Origin of the sequence: Arthrobacter sp. 24S4-2 (genome assembly GCF_005280255.1) — a bacterium.
Classification (GTDB): Bacteria; Actinomycetota; Actinomycetes; order Actinomycetales; family Micrococcaceae; genus Arthrobacter.
Window position 1 is genome coordinate 3,873,374 of the sequence record NZ_CP040018.1, and the last position, 14,451, is coordinate 3,887,824.

The 14,451-nt window shown below is 65.1% G+C and carries 15 protein-coding genes and 2 pseudogenes; 8 read left to right on the top strand and 9 right to left on the bottom strand.

Annotated elements, in window-relative coordinates:
- Window positions 1–3: 3 nt before the first annotated feature.
- Window positions 4–1,132, top strand: a pseudogene (locus FCN77_RS17940) (Mrp/NBP35 family ATP-binding protein).
- 16 nt (window positions 1,133–1,148) lie between these two features.
- On the opposite strand, the gene FCN77_RS17945 reads toward FCN77_RS17940, so the two are convergent.
- The 3 genes from FCN77_RS17945 to sigE form a co-directional block, all read right to left on the bottom strand.
- The gene (locus tag FCN77_RS17945; protein ID WP_137323362.1) at window positions 1,149–1,550 is read right to left on the bottom strand and encodes a Sec-independent protein translocase TatB; all 402 of its coding nucleotides are present in this window, start codon (window positions 1,548–1,550) and stop codon (window positions 1,149–1,151) included.
- A gap of 81 nt (window positions 1,551–1,631) precedes the next feature.
- Window positions 1,632–2,660: an anti-sigma factor gene (locus FCN77_RS17950; RefSeq protein ID WP_137323363.1), complete on the bottom strand. Its 1,029-nt coding sequence runs from the start codon at window positions 2,658–2,660 to the stop codon at window positions 1,632–1,634.
- A gap of 8 nt (window positions 2,661–2,668) precedes the next feature.
- Window positions 2,669–3,298, bottom strand: coding sequence for an RNA polymerase sigma factor SigE (gene sigE / locus FCN77_RS17955; protein WP_137323364.1), 630 nt, complete (start codon window positions 3,296–3,298; stop codon window positions 2,669–2,671).
- Between the two features lie 298 nt (window positions 3,299–3,596).
- Here sigE and FCN77_RS17960 point away from each other — a divergent pair, with 298 nt between their 5' ends.
- Entirely contained in the window at window positions 3,597–4,229 is a 633-nt protein-coding gene (locus FCN77_RS17960; protein WP_137323365.1) for an O-methyltransferase, read from the top strand.
- A gap of 45 nt (window positions 4,230–4,274) precedes the next feature.
- Here the strand turns inward: FCN77_RS17960 and FCN77_RS17965 are convergent, their stop codons facing one another.
- From FCN77_RS17965 to FCN77_RS17980, 4 genes are all read right to left on the bottom strand, one after another.
- Window positions 4,275–4,442 (bottom strand): DUF3117 domain-containing protein, encoded by a 168-nt coding sequence (locus FCN77_RS17965; protein WP_137323366.1) that lies wholly within the window; start codon window positions 4,440–4,442, stop codon window positions 4,275–4,277.
- Window positions 4,443–4,686: 244 nt separating this feature from the next.
- Window positions 4,687–5,916 carry a hypothetical protein gene (locus tag FCN77_RS17970; protein WP_175417453.1) on the bottom strand — a complete coding sequence of 410 codons (1,230 nt, stop codon included), beginning with the start codon at window positions 5,914–5,916 and terminating at the stop codon, window positions 4,687–4,689.
- Window positions 5,917–5,966: 50 nt separating this feature from the next.
- A complete protein-coding gene (locus FCN77_RS17975) occupies window positions 5,967–6,335 on the bottom strand; it encodes a DivIVA domain-containing protein (protein ID WP_137323368.1) in 369 nt (122 codons plus the stop codon).
- Window positions 6,336–6,358: 23 nt separating this feature from the next.
- Window positions 6,359–7,180, bottom strand: coding sequence for a TIGR00730 family Rossman fold protein (locus FCN77_RS17980; protein WP_137323369.1), 822 nt, complete (start codon window positions 7,178–7,180; stop codon window positions 6,359–6,361).
- A gap of 165 nt (window positions 7,181–7,345) precedes the next feature.
- Here FCN77_RS17980 and FCN77_RS17985 point away from each other — a divergent pair, with 165 nt between their 5' ends.
- The 4 genes from FCN77_RS17985 (at window position 7,346) to FCN77_RS18000 (ending at window position 10,639) form a co-directional block, all read left to right on the top strand.
- Window positions 7,346–8,101, top strand: a complete 756-nt coding sequence (locus FCN77_RS17985) for an amino acid ABC transporter ATP-binding protein (RefSeq protein ID WP_137323370.1) — start codon at window positions 7,346–7,348, stop codon at window positions 8,099–8,101.
- Between the two features lie 69 nt (window positions 8,102–8,170).
- A complete protein-coding gene (locus FCN77_RS17990; RefSeq protein WP_137323371.1) occupies window positions 8,171–9,058 on the top strand; it encodes a glutamate ABC transporter substrate-binding protein in 888 nt (295 codons plus the stop codon).
- Between the two features lie 94 nt (window positions 9,059–9,152).
- Complete coding sequence (locus FCN77_RS17995; RefSeq protein ID WP_137323372.1) at window positions 9,153–9,803, top strand: amino acid ABC transporter permease; 651 nt, start codon at window positions 9,153–9,155, stop codon at window positions 9,801–9,803.
- Window positions 9,800–10,639, top strand: a complete 840-nt coding sequence (locus tag FCN77_RS18000) for an ABC transporter permease subunit (protein ID WP_137323373.1) — start codon at window positions 9,800–9,802, stop codon at window positions 10,637–10,639. Before FCN77_RS17995 ends, FCN77_RS18000 begins: the two co-directional genes overlap by 4 nt.
- A gap of 82 nt (window positions 10,640–10,721) precedes the next feature.
- Here the strand turns inward: FCN77_RS18000 and dapE are convergent.
- A pseudogene (dapE, locus tag FCN77_RS18005) lies at window positions 10,722–11,842 on the bottom strand (succinyl-diaminopimelate desuccinylase).
- Between the two features lie 50 nt (window positions 11,843–11,892).
- On the opposite strand from dapE, the gene dapD reads away from it, so the two are divergent.
- Window positions 11,893–12,924 (top strand): 2,3,4,5-tetrahydropyridine-2,6-dicarboxylate N-succinyltransferase, encoded by a 1,032-nt coding sequence (dapD, locus tag FCN77_RS18010; protein ID WP_137323374.1) that lies wholly within the window; start codon window positions 11,893–11,895, stop codon window positions 12,922–12,924.
- Window positions 12,925–12,980: 56 nt separating this feature from the next.
- The gene (locus tag FCN77_RS18015; protein ID WP_137323375.1) at window positions 12,981–13,832 is read left to right on the top strand and encodes a hypothetical protein; all 852 of its coding nucleotides are present in this window, start codon (window positions 12,981–12,983) and stop codon (window positions 13,830–13,832) included.
- A gap of 7 nt (window positions 13,833–13,839) precedes the next feature.
- On the opposite strand, the gene FCN77_RS18020 is transcribed toward FCN77_RS18015, so the two are convergent.
- Window positions 13,840–14,451 carry a hypothetical protein gene (locus tag FCN77_RS18020; protein WP_137323376.1) on the bottom strand — a complete coding sequence of 204 codons (612 nt, stop codon included), beginning with the start codon at window positions 14,449–14,451 and terminating at the stop codon, window positions 13,840–13,842.

A 14,451-nucleotide genomic window follows, 5' to 3' on the forward strand; every position in this document is an offset into this window, starting at 1 on the left:
TGACTGCATGAGCACCCCCTGGCCCAGGCAGTGGACACTGCGCTGGCCACTGTCATCGATCCCGAACTGCGGCGCCCCATCACCGAACTGGGCATGGTGGAGTCCGTTGACATCGCCGACGACGGCCGTGTCCGGCTCGTTGTGCTGCTCACCATCGCCGGCTGTCCGCTGCGCGGCACCATCACCGCGGATTCGGAGGCAGCGCTGTCCAAGGTCCCCGGCGTAACGGCCGTGGACGTCGTGCTGAAGGTCATGACGCAGGAGCAGCGGGACGCATTGAAAGAGCAGCTCCGCGGCCCCGGCGGCCTCCGCGGCATCCCGTTCAACCAGGCCGGCTCCCTCACCAAGGTCTTCGCGGTTGCCAGCGGCAAGGGCGGCGTGGGCAAGTCCTCCGTCACCGTGAACCTCGCCTGCGCCATGGCCGCCCAGGGCCTCCGGGTGGGAATCATCGACGCCGATGTGTACGGGTTCTCCGTGCCCGCACTGATGGGCATCGACCAGTCCCCACACGGGTGGACGACATGATCCTGCCGCCGGTCGCTTACGGGGTGAAGGTCATTTCCATCGGGATGTTCGTCAAGGGCAACCAGCCGGTGGCGTGGCGTGGTCCCATGCTGCACCGGGCCCTGGAGCAGTTCCTTACCGATGTCTACTTCGGCGACCTGGACGCCCTCTTCCTGGACCTGCCCCGGGGACCGGGGACATCGCCATCTCGGTGGCGCAGCTGCTCCCGAAGGCCGAAATCCTGGTGGTGACCACCCCGCAGACGGCGGCCGCGGATGTCGCCGAACGGGCCGGCGCCATCGCCACCCAGACCGGCCAGTCAGTGGCGGGCATCGTGGAGAACATGTCCTACCTGGAAATGCCCGACGGCGGCAGGATGGAACTGTTCGGCAGCGGCGGCGGCGCTGTCCTGGCCGAGCGGCTCTCGGCGACGGTCGGGTCCGAGGTGCCGCTTCTGGGCCAGATCCCGCTGGATATCCTGCTGCGCGAGGGCGGTGACGCGGGCGAACCGATCGTGCTCGGCCGGCCGGAGACGCCCGCGGCGAAGGCGCTGGCGGGGATTGCGGGAAAGCTTGCGGCGAGGCCGCGGGGGCTGACCGGGATGAAGCTCGGCCTCCAGCCCCGTTGACTGAAGCCTAGGTTGCCTAGGTTGCTTCGGAGTCGAAGGGGGCCTGCTCGCCTTCGGCCAAACGCTCAACAACTCGGGCGGGGCGCTCCTCGGCATGGGCTGCCGCGGACGCCGACGCCACCGCGGCCACCGCTGCAGGAGCTCCTGCGCTGACCGGCTTGGTGTCGTCGTCGAGCAGCGCTTCCTTGATGATCCGGCGCGGATCGTACTGGCGGGGATCGTACTTCTTCCAGTCGACCTCGTCGATATCGATGCCGACTTCGTCCTTGATCTGTTCCCGGGCGCCTGAAGCCATCCGGCGGACTTCCTTCACCAGGTTTGCCAGCTTCTGGGTGTATTCGGGCAGCCGGCTGGGGCCAATCACCAGAACGCCGATGATCAGCAGAAGAAGAAACTCCGGGCCGTTGATTCCAAACACTTTAGGAAGATTACCCTCTCCGGACTGCTGCTGACGATTCTGACGCTGGCCGCACAACACAAGCCATAGCGGGGCGGCGGCTCATGGCGTGAAAAGCTCCGCGATACGCCCCAGTCCCCGCTGCAGCCTGGCAGGCAGGGCTTCGGCCGCGGATGCAGCGATACTGGCCGTGCCCGCACCTCCCGGGCTTGCCGGCGTCCCTTCCGCGGCGGTGACTGAGCCGGAGCGCACCAGCTCGGCAACGCCGTCGTCGGCCGTGTCTGCGGGCAAATCCGAAATGTAGGTGAATGTGACGCCGGAGGCCTGGTAAATGGCCTTCCACGGAGCCGAGGCGTTGATCCACAGCACACCGCCGGGCGGGACGTCACCGAGCGAGGCCTGCACAAAGCCGTCTTCCGGGGCCGGACGCCCCGTCAGGATATTCGTGGGAGCGGAGGCCGTGACCGCCGACGGTGTGCCGCCGGCCTGGCCCGGTTCCGGGTGCTGCTCCAGGACGGTGGCAAAATGCTGCCCGTCGGACAGCCTCAATTCCAGGACGCCCTGGCCCGACACCGCCTCGCGCCGTGCCCAGAGAACGTGGAAACCCATATCCCGCAGCTCCGGGCAGGACCACCCCTGGGCACGGAGTTCCTGGAGGTCTGCGGGCCCCACAAGGCCGGCGGTACCAACGGCGGAAGCCTGCTGGCCGAATGTGGCGGCCTGCTGCCGGAAGGACGCTCCGGCGGCGCCGTCCGCCACGGGCATGGGATCACCGGCCAGCATGTACGCGGCAACCGTCACCACGCCGGCCGCAGCCAGGGCCCCGCCCGCTGCGAAGCCAAGCCCCCTAAGCGCCGGGGACACCGTGGCGGAGCTCCGGTCGGGCGCCGCTGGAGCGGCCATTGCCAACTGCCGGGTCCTGGCCAGGAGCCTGGCCGTCAGGTCGTCGCTGGCTGCCGGAATGGCGGCACGCTGGAGCCGTTCGAGGTATTGGCGTTCGCGCCACTGGAGCGAGGCGCATTCGGGGCAGGAGTCTATGTGGCTGACGCTGCGGCCGCGCCTTTTCCGCGACAGGAGTCCGCGGGTGCAGTTGCCTCCGAGGCCACGCAGCAGGTTTCTCAGCTGACCCATGGAGCCGATCAGAGAATGCCGGCGATGCGCGGCATCTTGAGCCGCGGCTTGAGGGACTGCCTGGTCCGCGGATCACGGTGTGCAAGCTTCTCCCGGAGCATGGTCCGGCCGCGGTGGATCCTGGACCGCACTGTTCCGAGCTTGACGCCCAGCGCCTCGGCCACCTCGTCGTAGGACAGGCCTTCAAGGTCGCACAGGACGACGGCGGCGCGGAAGTCCGGCGGTAGTTCCTCCAGGGCAGCCTGCACATCAATGTCCAGGTTGTTGAATTCAAAGCTCTGTTCCGGACCGGGCTCACGGCCGGGCAGCCGTGATTCGGCGTCCTCGGCAAGCGCATCGAAACGGATGCGGCTCTTGCGCCGGGCCTGGTCCAGGAAGAGGTTGGTGGTGATCCGGTGGAGCCAGCCATCGAGCGTTCCGGGCTTGAAGTTCTCCAGCGACCGGAACACGCGGACGAACACCTCCTGGGTGAGGTCCTCGGCGTCGTACTTGTTACCGGTCAGACGGTACGCAAGGCGGTAGACCTTCGCGGAGTGGTTGGTGACCACTTCCTCCCACGTTGGCCTGACCCACTCGGCTTCCGGCTGGGTGCCTGGATCTTCAATTGCCGGGACAGGTGCCACAACTGATGCTGACATCGTCCACTCCCCTCGTGGATGGTACTAACGCCTTGACGGTTCTGGTACCCGTTCTTCGGCGCCGATCACCTCCTGGATGAGCGGATAACCATCATTTCAAAGTTGGCTGGGAATTTCCTGACTTTCTCCGGGCTTCAGCCTTGGGCGGAAACCGCGCTACCGGGCAGCGGCGAACAGGTGGTTCCGGTCACATCCGCGCGCTGCCACAGCCTGCCGGGCCGTCACCTCCGGGCCCGGCCGTGCCGGACACAGTACGCTGTTAGAAACAAGCCCCTGCCGCCCAGAAAGCGAATCACTCATGAGCGCCGATAAGTCCACGAGCTGGTCCTATGCAGAAGACCTGCCTGCCGAGGATGACGTCCTGTTGCATGCTCGCGAACGCTCCTTTGAACTGGGAGTCACACCGGTCGGTCCGGGTGTCGGCGCGGTCCTGACGGTCCTGGCGGCGGCTTCCAAGGCCCAGACGGCTGTGGAAATCGGAACGGGCGCCGGCGTGTCCGGCGTATGCCTGCTCCGCGGACTCGGCACGCAGGCAGTCCTCACCACCATCGACGTTGACGTCGAACACCTCAAGGCCGCGCGGGAGGCGTTCCAGGAGGCGGGAAGCCCCGCCAACCGGACGCGCACGATTTCGGGCCGGGCCGGCGACGTCCTGCCGCGCCTGACCGACAGCGCCTACGACCTGGTGTTCATCGACGCGGACAAGCCGGGAATCCCGGGATACGTCGAGCAGGCCGTCCGGCTGCTCAAGTCCGGCGGCCTCCTGGTCATCAACGACGCCCTCGACAAGGACCGGGTGGCCAATCCGGCGGCCCGGGACTCCACCACCGTGGTTCTTCGGCAGGTGGGCAAGGTAATCCGCGACGACGACCGGCTGGCTTCGGCGATGCTGCCCACCGGCGACGGGCTGCTGGTAGCTGTCAAGAAATAAGGAAGGGCCCGCGGCCTTGCGGCTGCGGGCCCTGTCCGAGCAAATCTATTCGGTAACGACCACGAGGCATTCCTTAAGGTTTGCCGCCTCTGCTGCGTTAAGTTCGACCACAAGCCGCCCCCCGCCTTCGAGCGGCACACGCATGATCAAGCTGCGGCCCTCTTTGGTTACTTCCATAGGGCCGTCGCCGGTGCGTGGTTTCATAGCCGCCATGAGGAAAATCCCCTCCAATAGTCCCAGGACCTACCAGCCCGGGCGGGCTGTGGCCGCGTCGTCAATCAAGCCGCTATGGCGGCCTTGCAGCTGCCGCCATGGCTGAACAGTTCTGAATGCAATGGTCTATGCAATGTGTTCATGCTTAACCCCTATTATCCTGTAATTACCCGCCTGTAGCTAATTGATGGATTTTCTTCATCGCTTGGAAAATTGTGGCCCCCGACATATGTCCCGGTCCGGCTCAGGGCGGATAGTCTCCGCCCCCGGGCAGTTGGGCCCAGACCCAGAGCCACACGATCCAGACGATCTGGAGCAGCACAAACATGGTGACCACCGCCCCGCGGTAAGCGCGGGAACGCGATACCAGTGCGGCGCTGAGCGCCAGTGGAAAGAGCGGCAGCAGCATCCGGAACGTGCTGGTCTGGGGGTGCAGGAAAACCAGCAGATAACCCATGTAGCAGACGCACCAGAGCCTGAGCTCGGCGCCCAGTGCCACCACGGGGGACGAGGTCATCAGGAGCCCGAATGCGGCAACAAAGACAAACGGAGCCAGGACGCCCAGTACAGGACCAAAAAGCTGGATTCCGGTGTCGAACCAGGGCTTGAAGGGAACCAGGTCGTGGCCCCGCCATACCGTTTCGGTCTTGGTGTAAGCCGCGGGGTCTCCCGTCACGGCCCACGCGATGGCGGGCCACAGGAGGGCGCTGACGGCACTGGCCGCGGCCAGCCCCGCCAAGGAGGACAGTTCCCGTCCGTTGTGTACCGCGGTATCGGCATCGGGCCCTGCAGGACGGCTCCGCAGCCAGAGCCGGTACACAAACAGCCCTGCCGCCATGGCGGCGAACGGCACCCCGGTGGGCCTGGAGAGGCACATCAGCACAACCACGGGCATGGCCCACAGGTAGTGCCGCCGGACCACCAGGAGCAGCGCAGACGCCAGCAGCAGGAGGTTAAGCGATTCGGCATAAGGCACCTGCAGGACGGGCGATACGGGAAATGTGGAAAAGAAGACCACACCCCACAGTGCCGTGCGGTGGGCTACCTTGTGCCGGAAAAGATTGTAGGCCACGAGGGCGGCTCCCAGGCCCGCAGCCATCGCGATAAACGTCAGCGCAAGGGCGGGGTCGAGTCCCGTCATGGCCGACACGGCCCGGCCCATCATCGGGAACAGGGCGTAGAACGCCCACGCGTTCTCCTGGACGTTTCCGCTTCCGTCCACGGGAAGAACCTGCGGGTAGCCGTTCCGGATGACTTCCCCATACCAGCGTGCATCCCAGATGTTGATGAAGTTCCAGTAATCCGGTTTGGCGGGGAACCACGGATTCACTCCCTGGTGCAGGGCTGCTGCCATGAAAATGCACGCACTGACAATCCGCGAAGCCACATAGACGCAGGCCACCTGCGCCCACCAGGGCCACGTTCCCGCGCGCGCCGCGGCGGACACAAGGCCGCCCCGGACCAGTCCGTTCAGCCCGGGGGAGCCTGCCGGCGTCCTGCGCCCGGCAGCGGTTTCCGGTCGGCTCAAGCCCCGGTCTCCCCCGGGCGCGCCGGTTCAGCCAGCTCGGCCAGTTCAGTTTTCAGGTGTGCAATTTCGCGGTCCCTGGCAGCGAGCTGGTCCCGGAGCTCATCCAGCACCTGGTCCACCTGGTCCATGCGGTAGCCGCGGAGGCCGAGGGCAAACCGGACGCGGTCGACGTCGGCGGGTGCTGCATCAGCGGGAAGAAGCACGGGCGGCAGGGAGGCCACCGGCTCGTCGAATCCGTCCAACAATGCGGCGCCCGTGGGCCGCCGGTTCCGGAAAAGACCAGACGTGAAATCGGCTCCGACGAACAGTGCGGCACCGATCACCGCGATGGCGAGGAATATCAGGAAGAAACTCACAGGATCCATCGTGCCAGACGGCGGGCTGCCGGTTATTCAGGCCGCTGGTTGCCGTTGGGCCTTCCGTTAGCGGCACCGCTGCCGGGCGCCGGCCGGATGGCACCGTGAATGACGAGGTCAACGGCATGCGCAGGCTCATCAACGACCTGGATCAGCCCAAGGTCCTTCTCGGAGATCATGCCGTCTTCCACCAGGGTGCCCCTGATCCAGTCGAGCATGGGTCCCCAGAAGGCGGTACCCAGCAGCACGATCGGGAAGGACGTGACCTTTCGGGTCTGTACCAGCACCATGGCCTCGAAGAGTTCATCCAGGGTGCCCAGCCCGCCGGGGAGGACAATGAATCCCTGTGCGTATTTCACGAACATGGTCTTCCGCGCGAAGAAGTACCGGAAGTTGATGCCGAGGTCCACCCACTGGTTGAGCCCCTGTTCGAAGGGAAGCTCGATGCCGAGCCCCACAGATACACCGTTGCCCTGCACAGCGCCTTTGTTGGCGGCCTCCATGGAGCCCGGCCCGCCGCCCGTAATGACGGCCACCCCGGCCTCGGCAAGTTTCCGGCCAACCTCGACACCCAGTTCGTAGTAGACGGAGCCGGGCTTGGTCCGCGCGGAACCGAACACGCTGACGGCCGGCCCAAGGTCCGCCAGTGCACCGAAGCCTTCCACGAACTCGCTTTGAATCCGGAGCACCCGCCACGGGTCAGTGTGGACAAACTGGCCCGGTCCCTTCGTGTCCAGCAGATGCTGGTCAGACATCTCCACCGCCGCCTGTTTGCGCCTCAGCTCCAGCGGGCCTTTGTGGCGCGTGGCAATGGGAGGTACTGGAGTTGAAGAAGGCTGCGGATCGGTACTCATCCACCTAGGCTAGCGCGGTTCGGCAAGCTCGCCGGTCCGGCGCGTCCACGGCCGCTAATGGGACAGGCGGCGGTGCGCTGACCTGCAGGTATCTCTTGAATTACGATCTGTAGGAAGTTGGAGTGATTGGCGTCATATCGGAGCAATGTTCGCTAGATTCTCTATATGACTACTCAAGTGCCCGGCGACGCGCTCGTCTCCCTGAAGGCCGTGAATAAGCACTACGGCCAGCTGCACGTACTCAAGGACATCAACCTGGACGTCCGCAAGGGCGAAGTTGTGGTGGTCATCGGACCGTCAGGTTCCGGTAAGTCCACTCTCTGCCGTGCCATCAACCGCCTCGAGACCATCGACGACGGGAAGATCGCTATCGACGGGAAGGAACTGCCGGAGGAAGGCAAGGAACTCGCGAAGCTCCGCGCAGACGTCGGAATGGTCTTCCAGTCCTTCAATCTTTTCGCGCACAAGACGATCCTGGAAAACGTCACGCTTGGGCCGACCAAGGTCAAGGGCGTGCCCAAGGCCCAGGCCGACCAGGACGCCATGGCGCTGCTGGAACGCGTCGGCGTCGGACACCAGGCGCCCAAGCTCCCGGCACAGCTCTCCGGCGGCCAGCAGCAGCGCGTGGCGATTGCCCGGGCACTGGCCATGAAGCCGAAGGTCATGCTCTTTGATGAGCCGACGTCGGCCCTGGACCCGGAAATGATCAATGAGGTCCTCGACGTCATGATCCAGCTGGCGAAGGAGGGCATGACGATGATCGTCGTAACCCACGAAATGGGGTTTGCCCGCAAGGCCGCAGACCGCGTGGTGTTCATGGCTGACGGGCAGATCGTCGAGGACGCGACGCCCGAGGAGTTCTTCACGAACCCCCAAAGCAACCGCGCCAAGGACTTCCTCTCCAAACTCCTCACCCACTAAACGCCCGAGTTCGCACCTACAGAGTTCGCACCCAGGCCGTTACCCGCGGCCACCAATGAAAGGTATGTCATGAAGGCATTTATGACCCGACGGAAGTCTTTTGTGGTTGCCGCATCAGCAGCCCTCGCACTCACTCTGAGCGCCTGCGGCGGCGGCGGGGGTTCATCCACCAGCAACCCCACTGTCGCGGAAAAGCCCACCTTCGCGGCCGGCAGCACCATGGCGAAGCTCGCCTCCGCCGGAACCATCAAGATCGGTACAAAGTACGACCAGCCGCTGTTCGGCCAGGTGGGGCTGGACGGCAAGCCCATCGGCTTTGACGTCGAGATGGGCAAGCTGATTGCCGCCAAGCTGGGCATCGCAGCAGACAAGATTGAATGGTCGGAGACCGTCTCGGCCAACCGCGAACCGTTTATTGAACAGGGCAAGGTGGACCTGGTAATCGCCACATACACCATCAACGACAAGCGCAAGCAGGTCGTCAGCTTCGCTGGCCCATACTACGAGGCCGGCCAGGCGCTCATGGTCAACAAGGACAACGACTCCATCAAAAAGCCGGAGGACGTCGCCGGCAAGAAGGTCTGCTCCGTAACCGGCTCCACCCCCGCAGCCACCATCGTGGACAAATACAAGGCCGAGCTGGTGCCTGCCGCCACTTACTCCGCGTGCCTTGAGCCGCTCCGGAACAAGCAGGTGGAAGCTATCACCACGGACAATGTCATTCTGGCCGGATTTGTGGACAAGGAGCCCGATGCCTTCAAGCTGGCCTCGGACGAAACCTTCACCAAGGAGCCTTACGGCATTGGTCTGAAGAAGGATGACACCGTTTTCCGCAACTGGATCAACGACCAGCTGGAGGAGTTTGGCAAGGACGGGTCCTACAAGAAGGCCTGGGAAGCAACCGCCGGCTCCGTCATTAAGTCTGCCCCGGAACTCCCGGCCATCAACCGCTACTAGGTAACGACGGCGGTTGCCAGGATGGGCTCCTGCGCGCATCCCCGGCAACCGCCACCCCGTTTTCTCCCGCCTACGCCCAGAGCCGAAGGATCCTATGGACGTCATCATTGAAAACCTCCCGCTGTATTGGGAAGGCCTTCTCCGCACCCTTTTCCTATCTGTCGTCTCCGGGATCATCGCGCTGGTAGTCGGAACACTCCTGGCCGCAGCCCGCGTGTCGCCAGTTGCAGCCCTCCGCGGTTTCAGCACCGTCTACGTCGAAGTCCTCCGGAACACTCCCCTGACCATTGCCTTTTTCTTTGCAGCGATCGTTTTGCCCCGCCTCGGGGTGACGTTTCCGCAGTTTGAGGTCGCCGCCATCATCGCTCTCAGCGCCTACACAGCAGCCTTCATTGCCGAAGCTGTCCGCTCAGGTGTCAACAGCGTCCCGGTCGGCCAGGCCGAGGCCGCGCGCAGCATCGGCATGAAGTTCGGCCAAGTGCTGTCCCTCATCATCCTGCCGCAGGCCCTGCGGACGGTGATCCCGCCCATGATCAACATCCTGATAGCTCTCGTCAAGAATTCCTCCGTCGCCGGCGCGTTCTTCGTCCTGGAGCTGTTCGGCTACGGCCGCCAAATGGCCAACGCCAACGGAGACCAAGTTATGGCCGTGCTCCTGGGCGTTGCCTTCTTCTATCTGCTCCTCACCGTTCCGCTGGGCGTCCTGGCCAGCACGGTGGAACGAAAGGTGGCGATTGCCCGATGAGTTCAGTCCTCTACGACGTTCCCGGCCCCAAGGCGCGCCGGGTTTCCCTGATCGGCTCCGTGGTCGGAGCTGTCCTCATCGTTGGACTGCTCGCATGGATCGTCATGATTCTCGCGCAACAGGGCATTTTCGAAGGACGCCGCTGGGCGATCTTCACCCGCGCGGATGTGTGGACCCTGCTCGGCAAGGGCATCGGGGCCACACTTAGCGCCGCCGCCCTTGCCGCCGTCATTGCATTTCCCCTCGGCCTCTTGCTCTGCCTGCTGCGTATCTCCCTGGTCGCGTGGATCCGGATTCCCATCAGGGTGGTCCTCGAGTTCCTTCGTGGCATGCCGGTTGTCCTGATGATGCTCTTCGTCCTGCTGGTATTTGGTACGAGTTCCTTCGTTGCAGTGGTGGCTGGGCTTGTCTTGTACAACGCGGCCATCTTCGCGGAAATTCTACGGGCTGGCATTCAATCACTGCCCAAGGGACAGCGGGAGGCCGGCCTGACCATTGGCCTGACCAGCTTCCAGTCCCGGATGCTGATCGAGCTGCCACAGGCCGTCCGACGCATGATGCCATCGCTGGTAGCTCAGCTGGTGGTCCTTCTGAAGGACACATCACTGGGCTACATCGTGGCCTACGGCGAGCTGCTTCGGGCCGTACAGGTCATGGCGGACTTCCTGGGCAACGCTTTCCTGTTTCCGATCTTCTTCGTGGCAGCGGCGATCTACATCGCGATCAACATTTGCGTATCCCGCATCGCTGTCTGGATCGAACGCCGCGGCTCCCAGAAGGCCGCCGGCGGTGTGGCCAAGGCTGAAGCCGCCGCCGTTGAAACGGCCGCCAAATAGTTCCTGGCAAATCAATAAAGGGCCCGGATCCGCGTCGGCGGATCCGGGCCCTTCATTTTTGCTTGCCGGCGTGGGCGAGTTGTCAGCCCAGCCAGGTCCGCAGCGCCCGCAGGCACTCACGGATGGCGTCCGCGTCGACGTGTTCGTTGTCCTTGTGCGCCAGCAGCGGGTCACCGGGACCGAAGTTAACCGCCGGGATGCCCAGCTCGCTGAAACGCGCGACGTCGGTCCAGCCGTACTTGGGCTTGGGCTCCGCCCCGACAGCGGCCACGAAGGACGCCGCCGCGGGGTGGTTCAGCCCGGGCCGTGCCCCGGCGGCGCTGTCCGTTTTGACGACGTCGAACCCGTCAAGGAGTTCGCGGACGTGGGCTTCGGCCTGGTCGGGCGTTTTATCCGGAGCAAAGCGGTAATTGATTTCCACGACGCAGCGGTCCGGAATGACGTTGCCGGCCGTGCCTCCGTTGATCTTCACCGCATTGAGGCTTTCCCGGTAGTCCAGGCCGTCCACGTTGATGGTGGCCGGTTCATAGGCGGCCAGGCGGGCGAGGATGGGCGCCGCCGCGTGGATGGCGTTGCTTCCCATCCAGGCCCTGGCGGAATGCGCCGCCTCGCCGATAGTGGTTGCTTCAAACCGCATGGTGCCGTTGCAGCCACCTTCCACGGTGCCATGGGTAGGCTCCAGCAGGATGGCGAAGTCGCCGTCGAGCAGCCCGCCGTGGTTGCGTACCAGGCGGCCCAGTCCGCTCTTGACGGCTTCCACTTCCTCGTGGTCGTAGAACACGAACGTGACATCCTTGCTGGGCTCCGCGCCGCCGTCGAACACTGACGCCGCCAGGGCGAGCTGAACAGCCACCCCGCCTTTCATGTCCGTGGCGCCGCGGCCGTAGAGGAGGCCCTCCCCGGGGCGCCGGACGGCCAGAACGAGGGCACAGTGCCCAGGGACCCTTCGGTGGTGGGCAGGGGCACTGTGTCCAGGTGCCCGGCCAGGATCACCCGCTCAGCGCGGCCAAGGGCGGTGCGGGCAATGAGCGAATCACCGTCCCGCACGACGCTAAGCTGCGGAATTTTCCGCAGCCCGTGTTCGACGGCGTCGGCCAGGTCCTTCTCGTTGCCGGAGACACTGTTGATATCCAGCAGCGCGGCGGTGAGGAGGGCAACGTCCTGGCGGAGATCCAGGCGGACAGTGGAGGTTTGAGCAGTCACGAAGCCAGTCTAGTTCGAGTCCTGCTCCTGCCTCTCGATAGACTGGAGCCATGACTGAAACCGCTGCTGCTTCCGCTGTGCCCGCTGACCGTTCCGCGTCCGTTGACGCCCGCTCCGCCTATGGCTACGGTGTGGCCACCATTTCGACGCTCAAGGGCGAGGGCACTGTCCTGGACGTCTGGTATCCAGCGCCGGCCCTTGGAACCGCAGCGGACAGCCTCCGGGACGTGGGAAACGCGGATCCAGTGCTGGCCGAGATCGCCGCCGCTGGCGCTGATGCGGACCGCAGCACCGAGCAGCAGGTGGTTTTTGTCCAGATCAAGCTCGACGAAGCCCCGGCCGATACCGCGGACGCCTACCTCCGCCTCCACCTGCTCTCGCACCGCCTGGTCCAGCCGAACACCATCAACCTGGACGGCATCTTCGGCAAGCTCCCCAACGTCGTGTGGACGAACTTCGGCCCGGCCTCAGTTGACGGCTTCGAACTGACCCGGGCAAAGCTGCGCAGGCGCGGCGCCGTGACGGTGTACGGCGTGGACAAGTTCCCGCGCATGGTGGACTACGTGGTACCCGCCGGTGTCCGGATTGCCGACGCAGACCGCGTGCGCCTTGGCGCCCACCTGGCCGAAGGCACCACCGTGATGCACGAAGGGTTCGTCAACTTCAACGCCGGCACCCTGGGCACTTCCATGGTGGAAGGCCGCATCTCCGCCGGAGTCGTGACAGGCGACGGCACGGACGTTGGCGGCGGTGCCTCGATCATGGGCACGCTGTCCGGTGGCGGCAAGGAGAAGATCTCCCTTGGTGAGCGCGTGCTGCTTGGCGCCAACTCCGGCGTCGGGATCAGCATCGGCGACGACTCGGTTGTTGAGGCAGGCCTCTACGTCACCGCCGGGACCCGCGTCCGCGTGATCGGGCCGAAGGACGCCGACGGCGAAGACACCACCCGGGTGGTGAAGGCCGTGGAGCTTTCCGGCGTACCCAACCTGCTGTTCCGCCGCAACTCCACCAGCGGTGCCGTCGAGGTGCTCCCCCGCAAGGGCCAGACCGTGGAACTCAACGAGGCACTCCACGCAAACTGATTCCGCCCGCCCGCAGATGTTCAACCGGCCCGTCCAGGGCCTGAGGGAGTAACTTCTTGTCACGGAGACGTGGCCTGCGCCGCCTGCTTGTGCTGGGCTTGGCCCTGGCCCTGATCGGCGGCGGCGTCTACACCGCGGTGGCTTTCATCCAGCGCTCGGAAACACTTGTGGCCGAGAAGTGCACCGCAACTGTGGGATCCCTGAAAGCCGAGCTGGCTACCGACCAGGCGGCAAACGCCGCGCTGATCTCTGCCGTAGCGGTTCGCCGGGGGCTGCCGCCGCGGGCGGCGAGCGTTGCCCTCGCCACCGCGATGCAGGAATCGAAGCTCAGGAACATCGGGCACGGTGACCAGGCGGGCCCGGATTCCCGGGGGCTGTTCCAGCAGCGGCCCTCGCAGGGCTGGGGCACCGCGGAGCAGGTGATGGACCCCTACCATTCGACCGGGGCGTTCTACGACGCCCTGGTCAAGATCCCCGGGTACGAGTCGTTGGAAATAACGGCCGCCGCGCAGCGGGTCCAGCGGTCCGCCTACCCGCAAGCCTATGCCGAGCACGAGGACATGGGCCGGGCCTTCGCCTCAGCCCTGACCGGACAGGCCGCCGAAGCCCTGGACTGCACCCTCAAGTCTCCCGAAGGCCCCGGCGACGCGCAGGCCGTCCTCACCGAGCTGACGGCCGCCTTCGGCGACGTCCCGGCATCAGCGGACGGAAGCACCATCGTCCTCGAAGCCAGCGGCAGCCAGGCCTGGGCCGTCGGCCAATGGGCGGTGGCGAACGCGAAGTCGTTGGCCGTGACAGACGTGGCTGTGGACGGCCATAGCTGGCACCGGACGGCCAGGAACGGCTGGCAGGCCTCGGACGTGCAGCCGGGCCAGGTCACGGTCACAGTAGCCACGGGCTCGCCCTGATCCTTTCTCAGACGAGCAGCTCCACCACAGGCTGCACGTAACTTCGGAACACCTCGGGCTGGGTCAGGAGTTCATTGCTCATGATGATCTTGTCCGGTTCCAGGTACCACGCCCGTGGTTCAGTCAGCGGGAGTTCGATGATGGTCAGCGTGAAGTCCCGCGAGCCGCGGCCCACTTCCAGCAGCCTGTCCTCCACCATGTCGCCCAGAAGCTGCGGTGCCCCGCTGGCCTCCCGTTCCGCTTCCAGTGCTGCGTACTCGGCCCGGCGCTCCCGTGCCCAGGTCAACGCTGAACCAAAGTGCGCCTGAAGCACCCGACGCAGGGCCGGCGAGTTGCCGAAGGCCTCAAATTCGGGCGGCGTCACTTCCGGGGTCATTTTCGGATGCCCTTTGAGCAGCTGCTCCCACCACGCTTCCCACTCGGTCTTCAGGGCGCTGATCCCGCCCACATCGGATGTGAGATTGCTGTGATCCACCGGACGGATTTTGGGTGCCATGTGACAGAGCGCCGGCTGGCCCGCACTGTCCAGTCCGGCGGCGTCTCGGACATACAGTGCAATGAGCATGGGACCCGAAGTGTCCATCGTGATTCGCCAGCCAGGACCGCCTGTGTGGTGCAT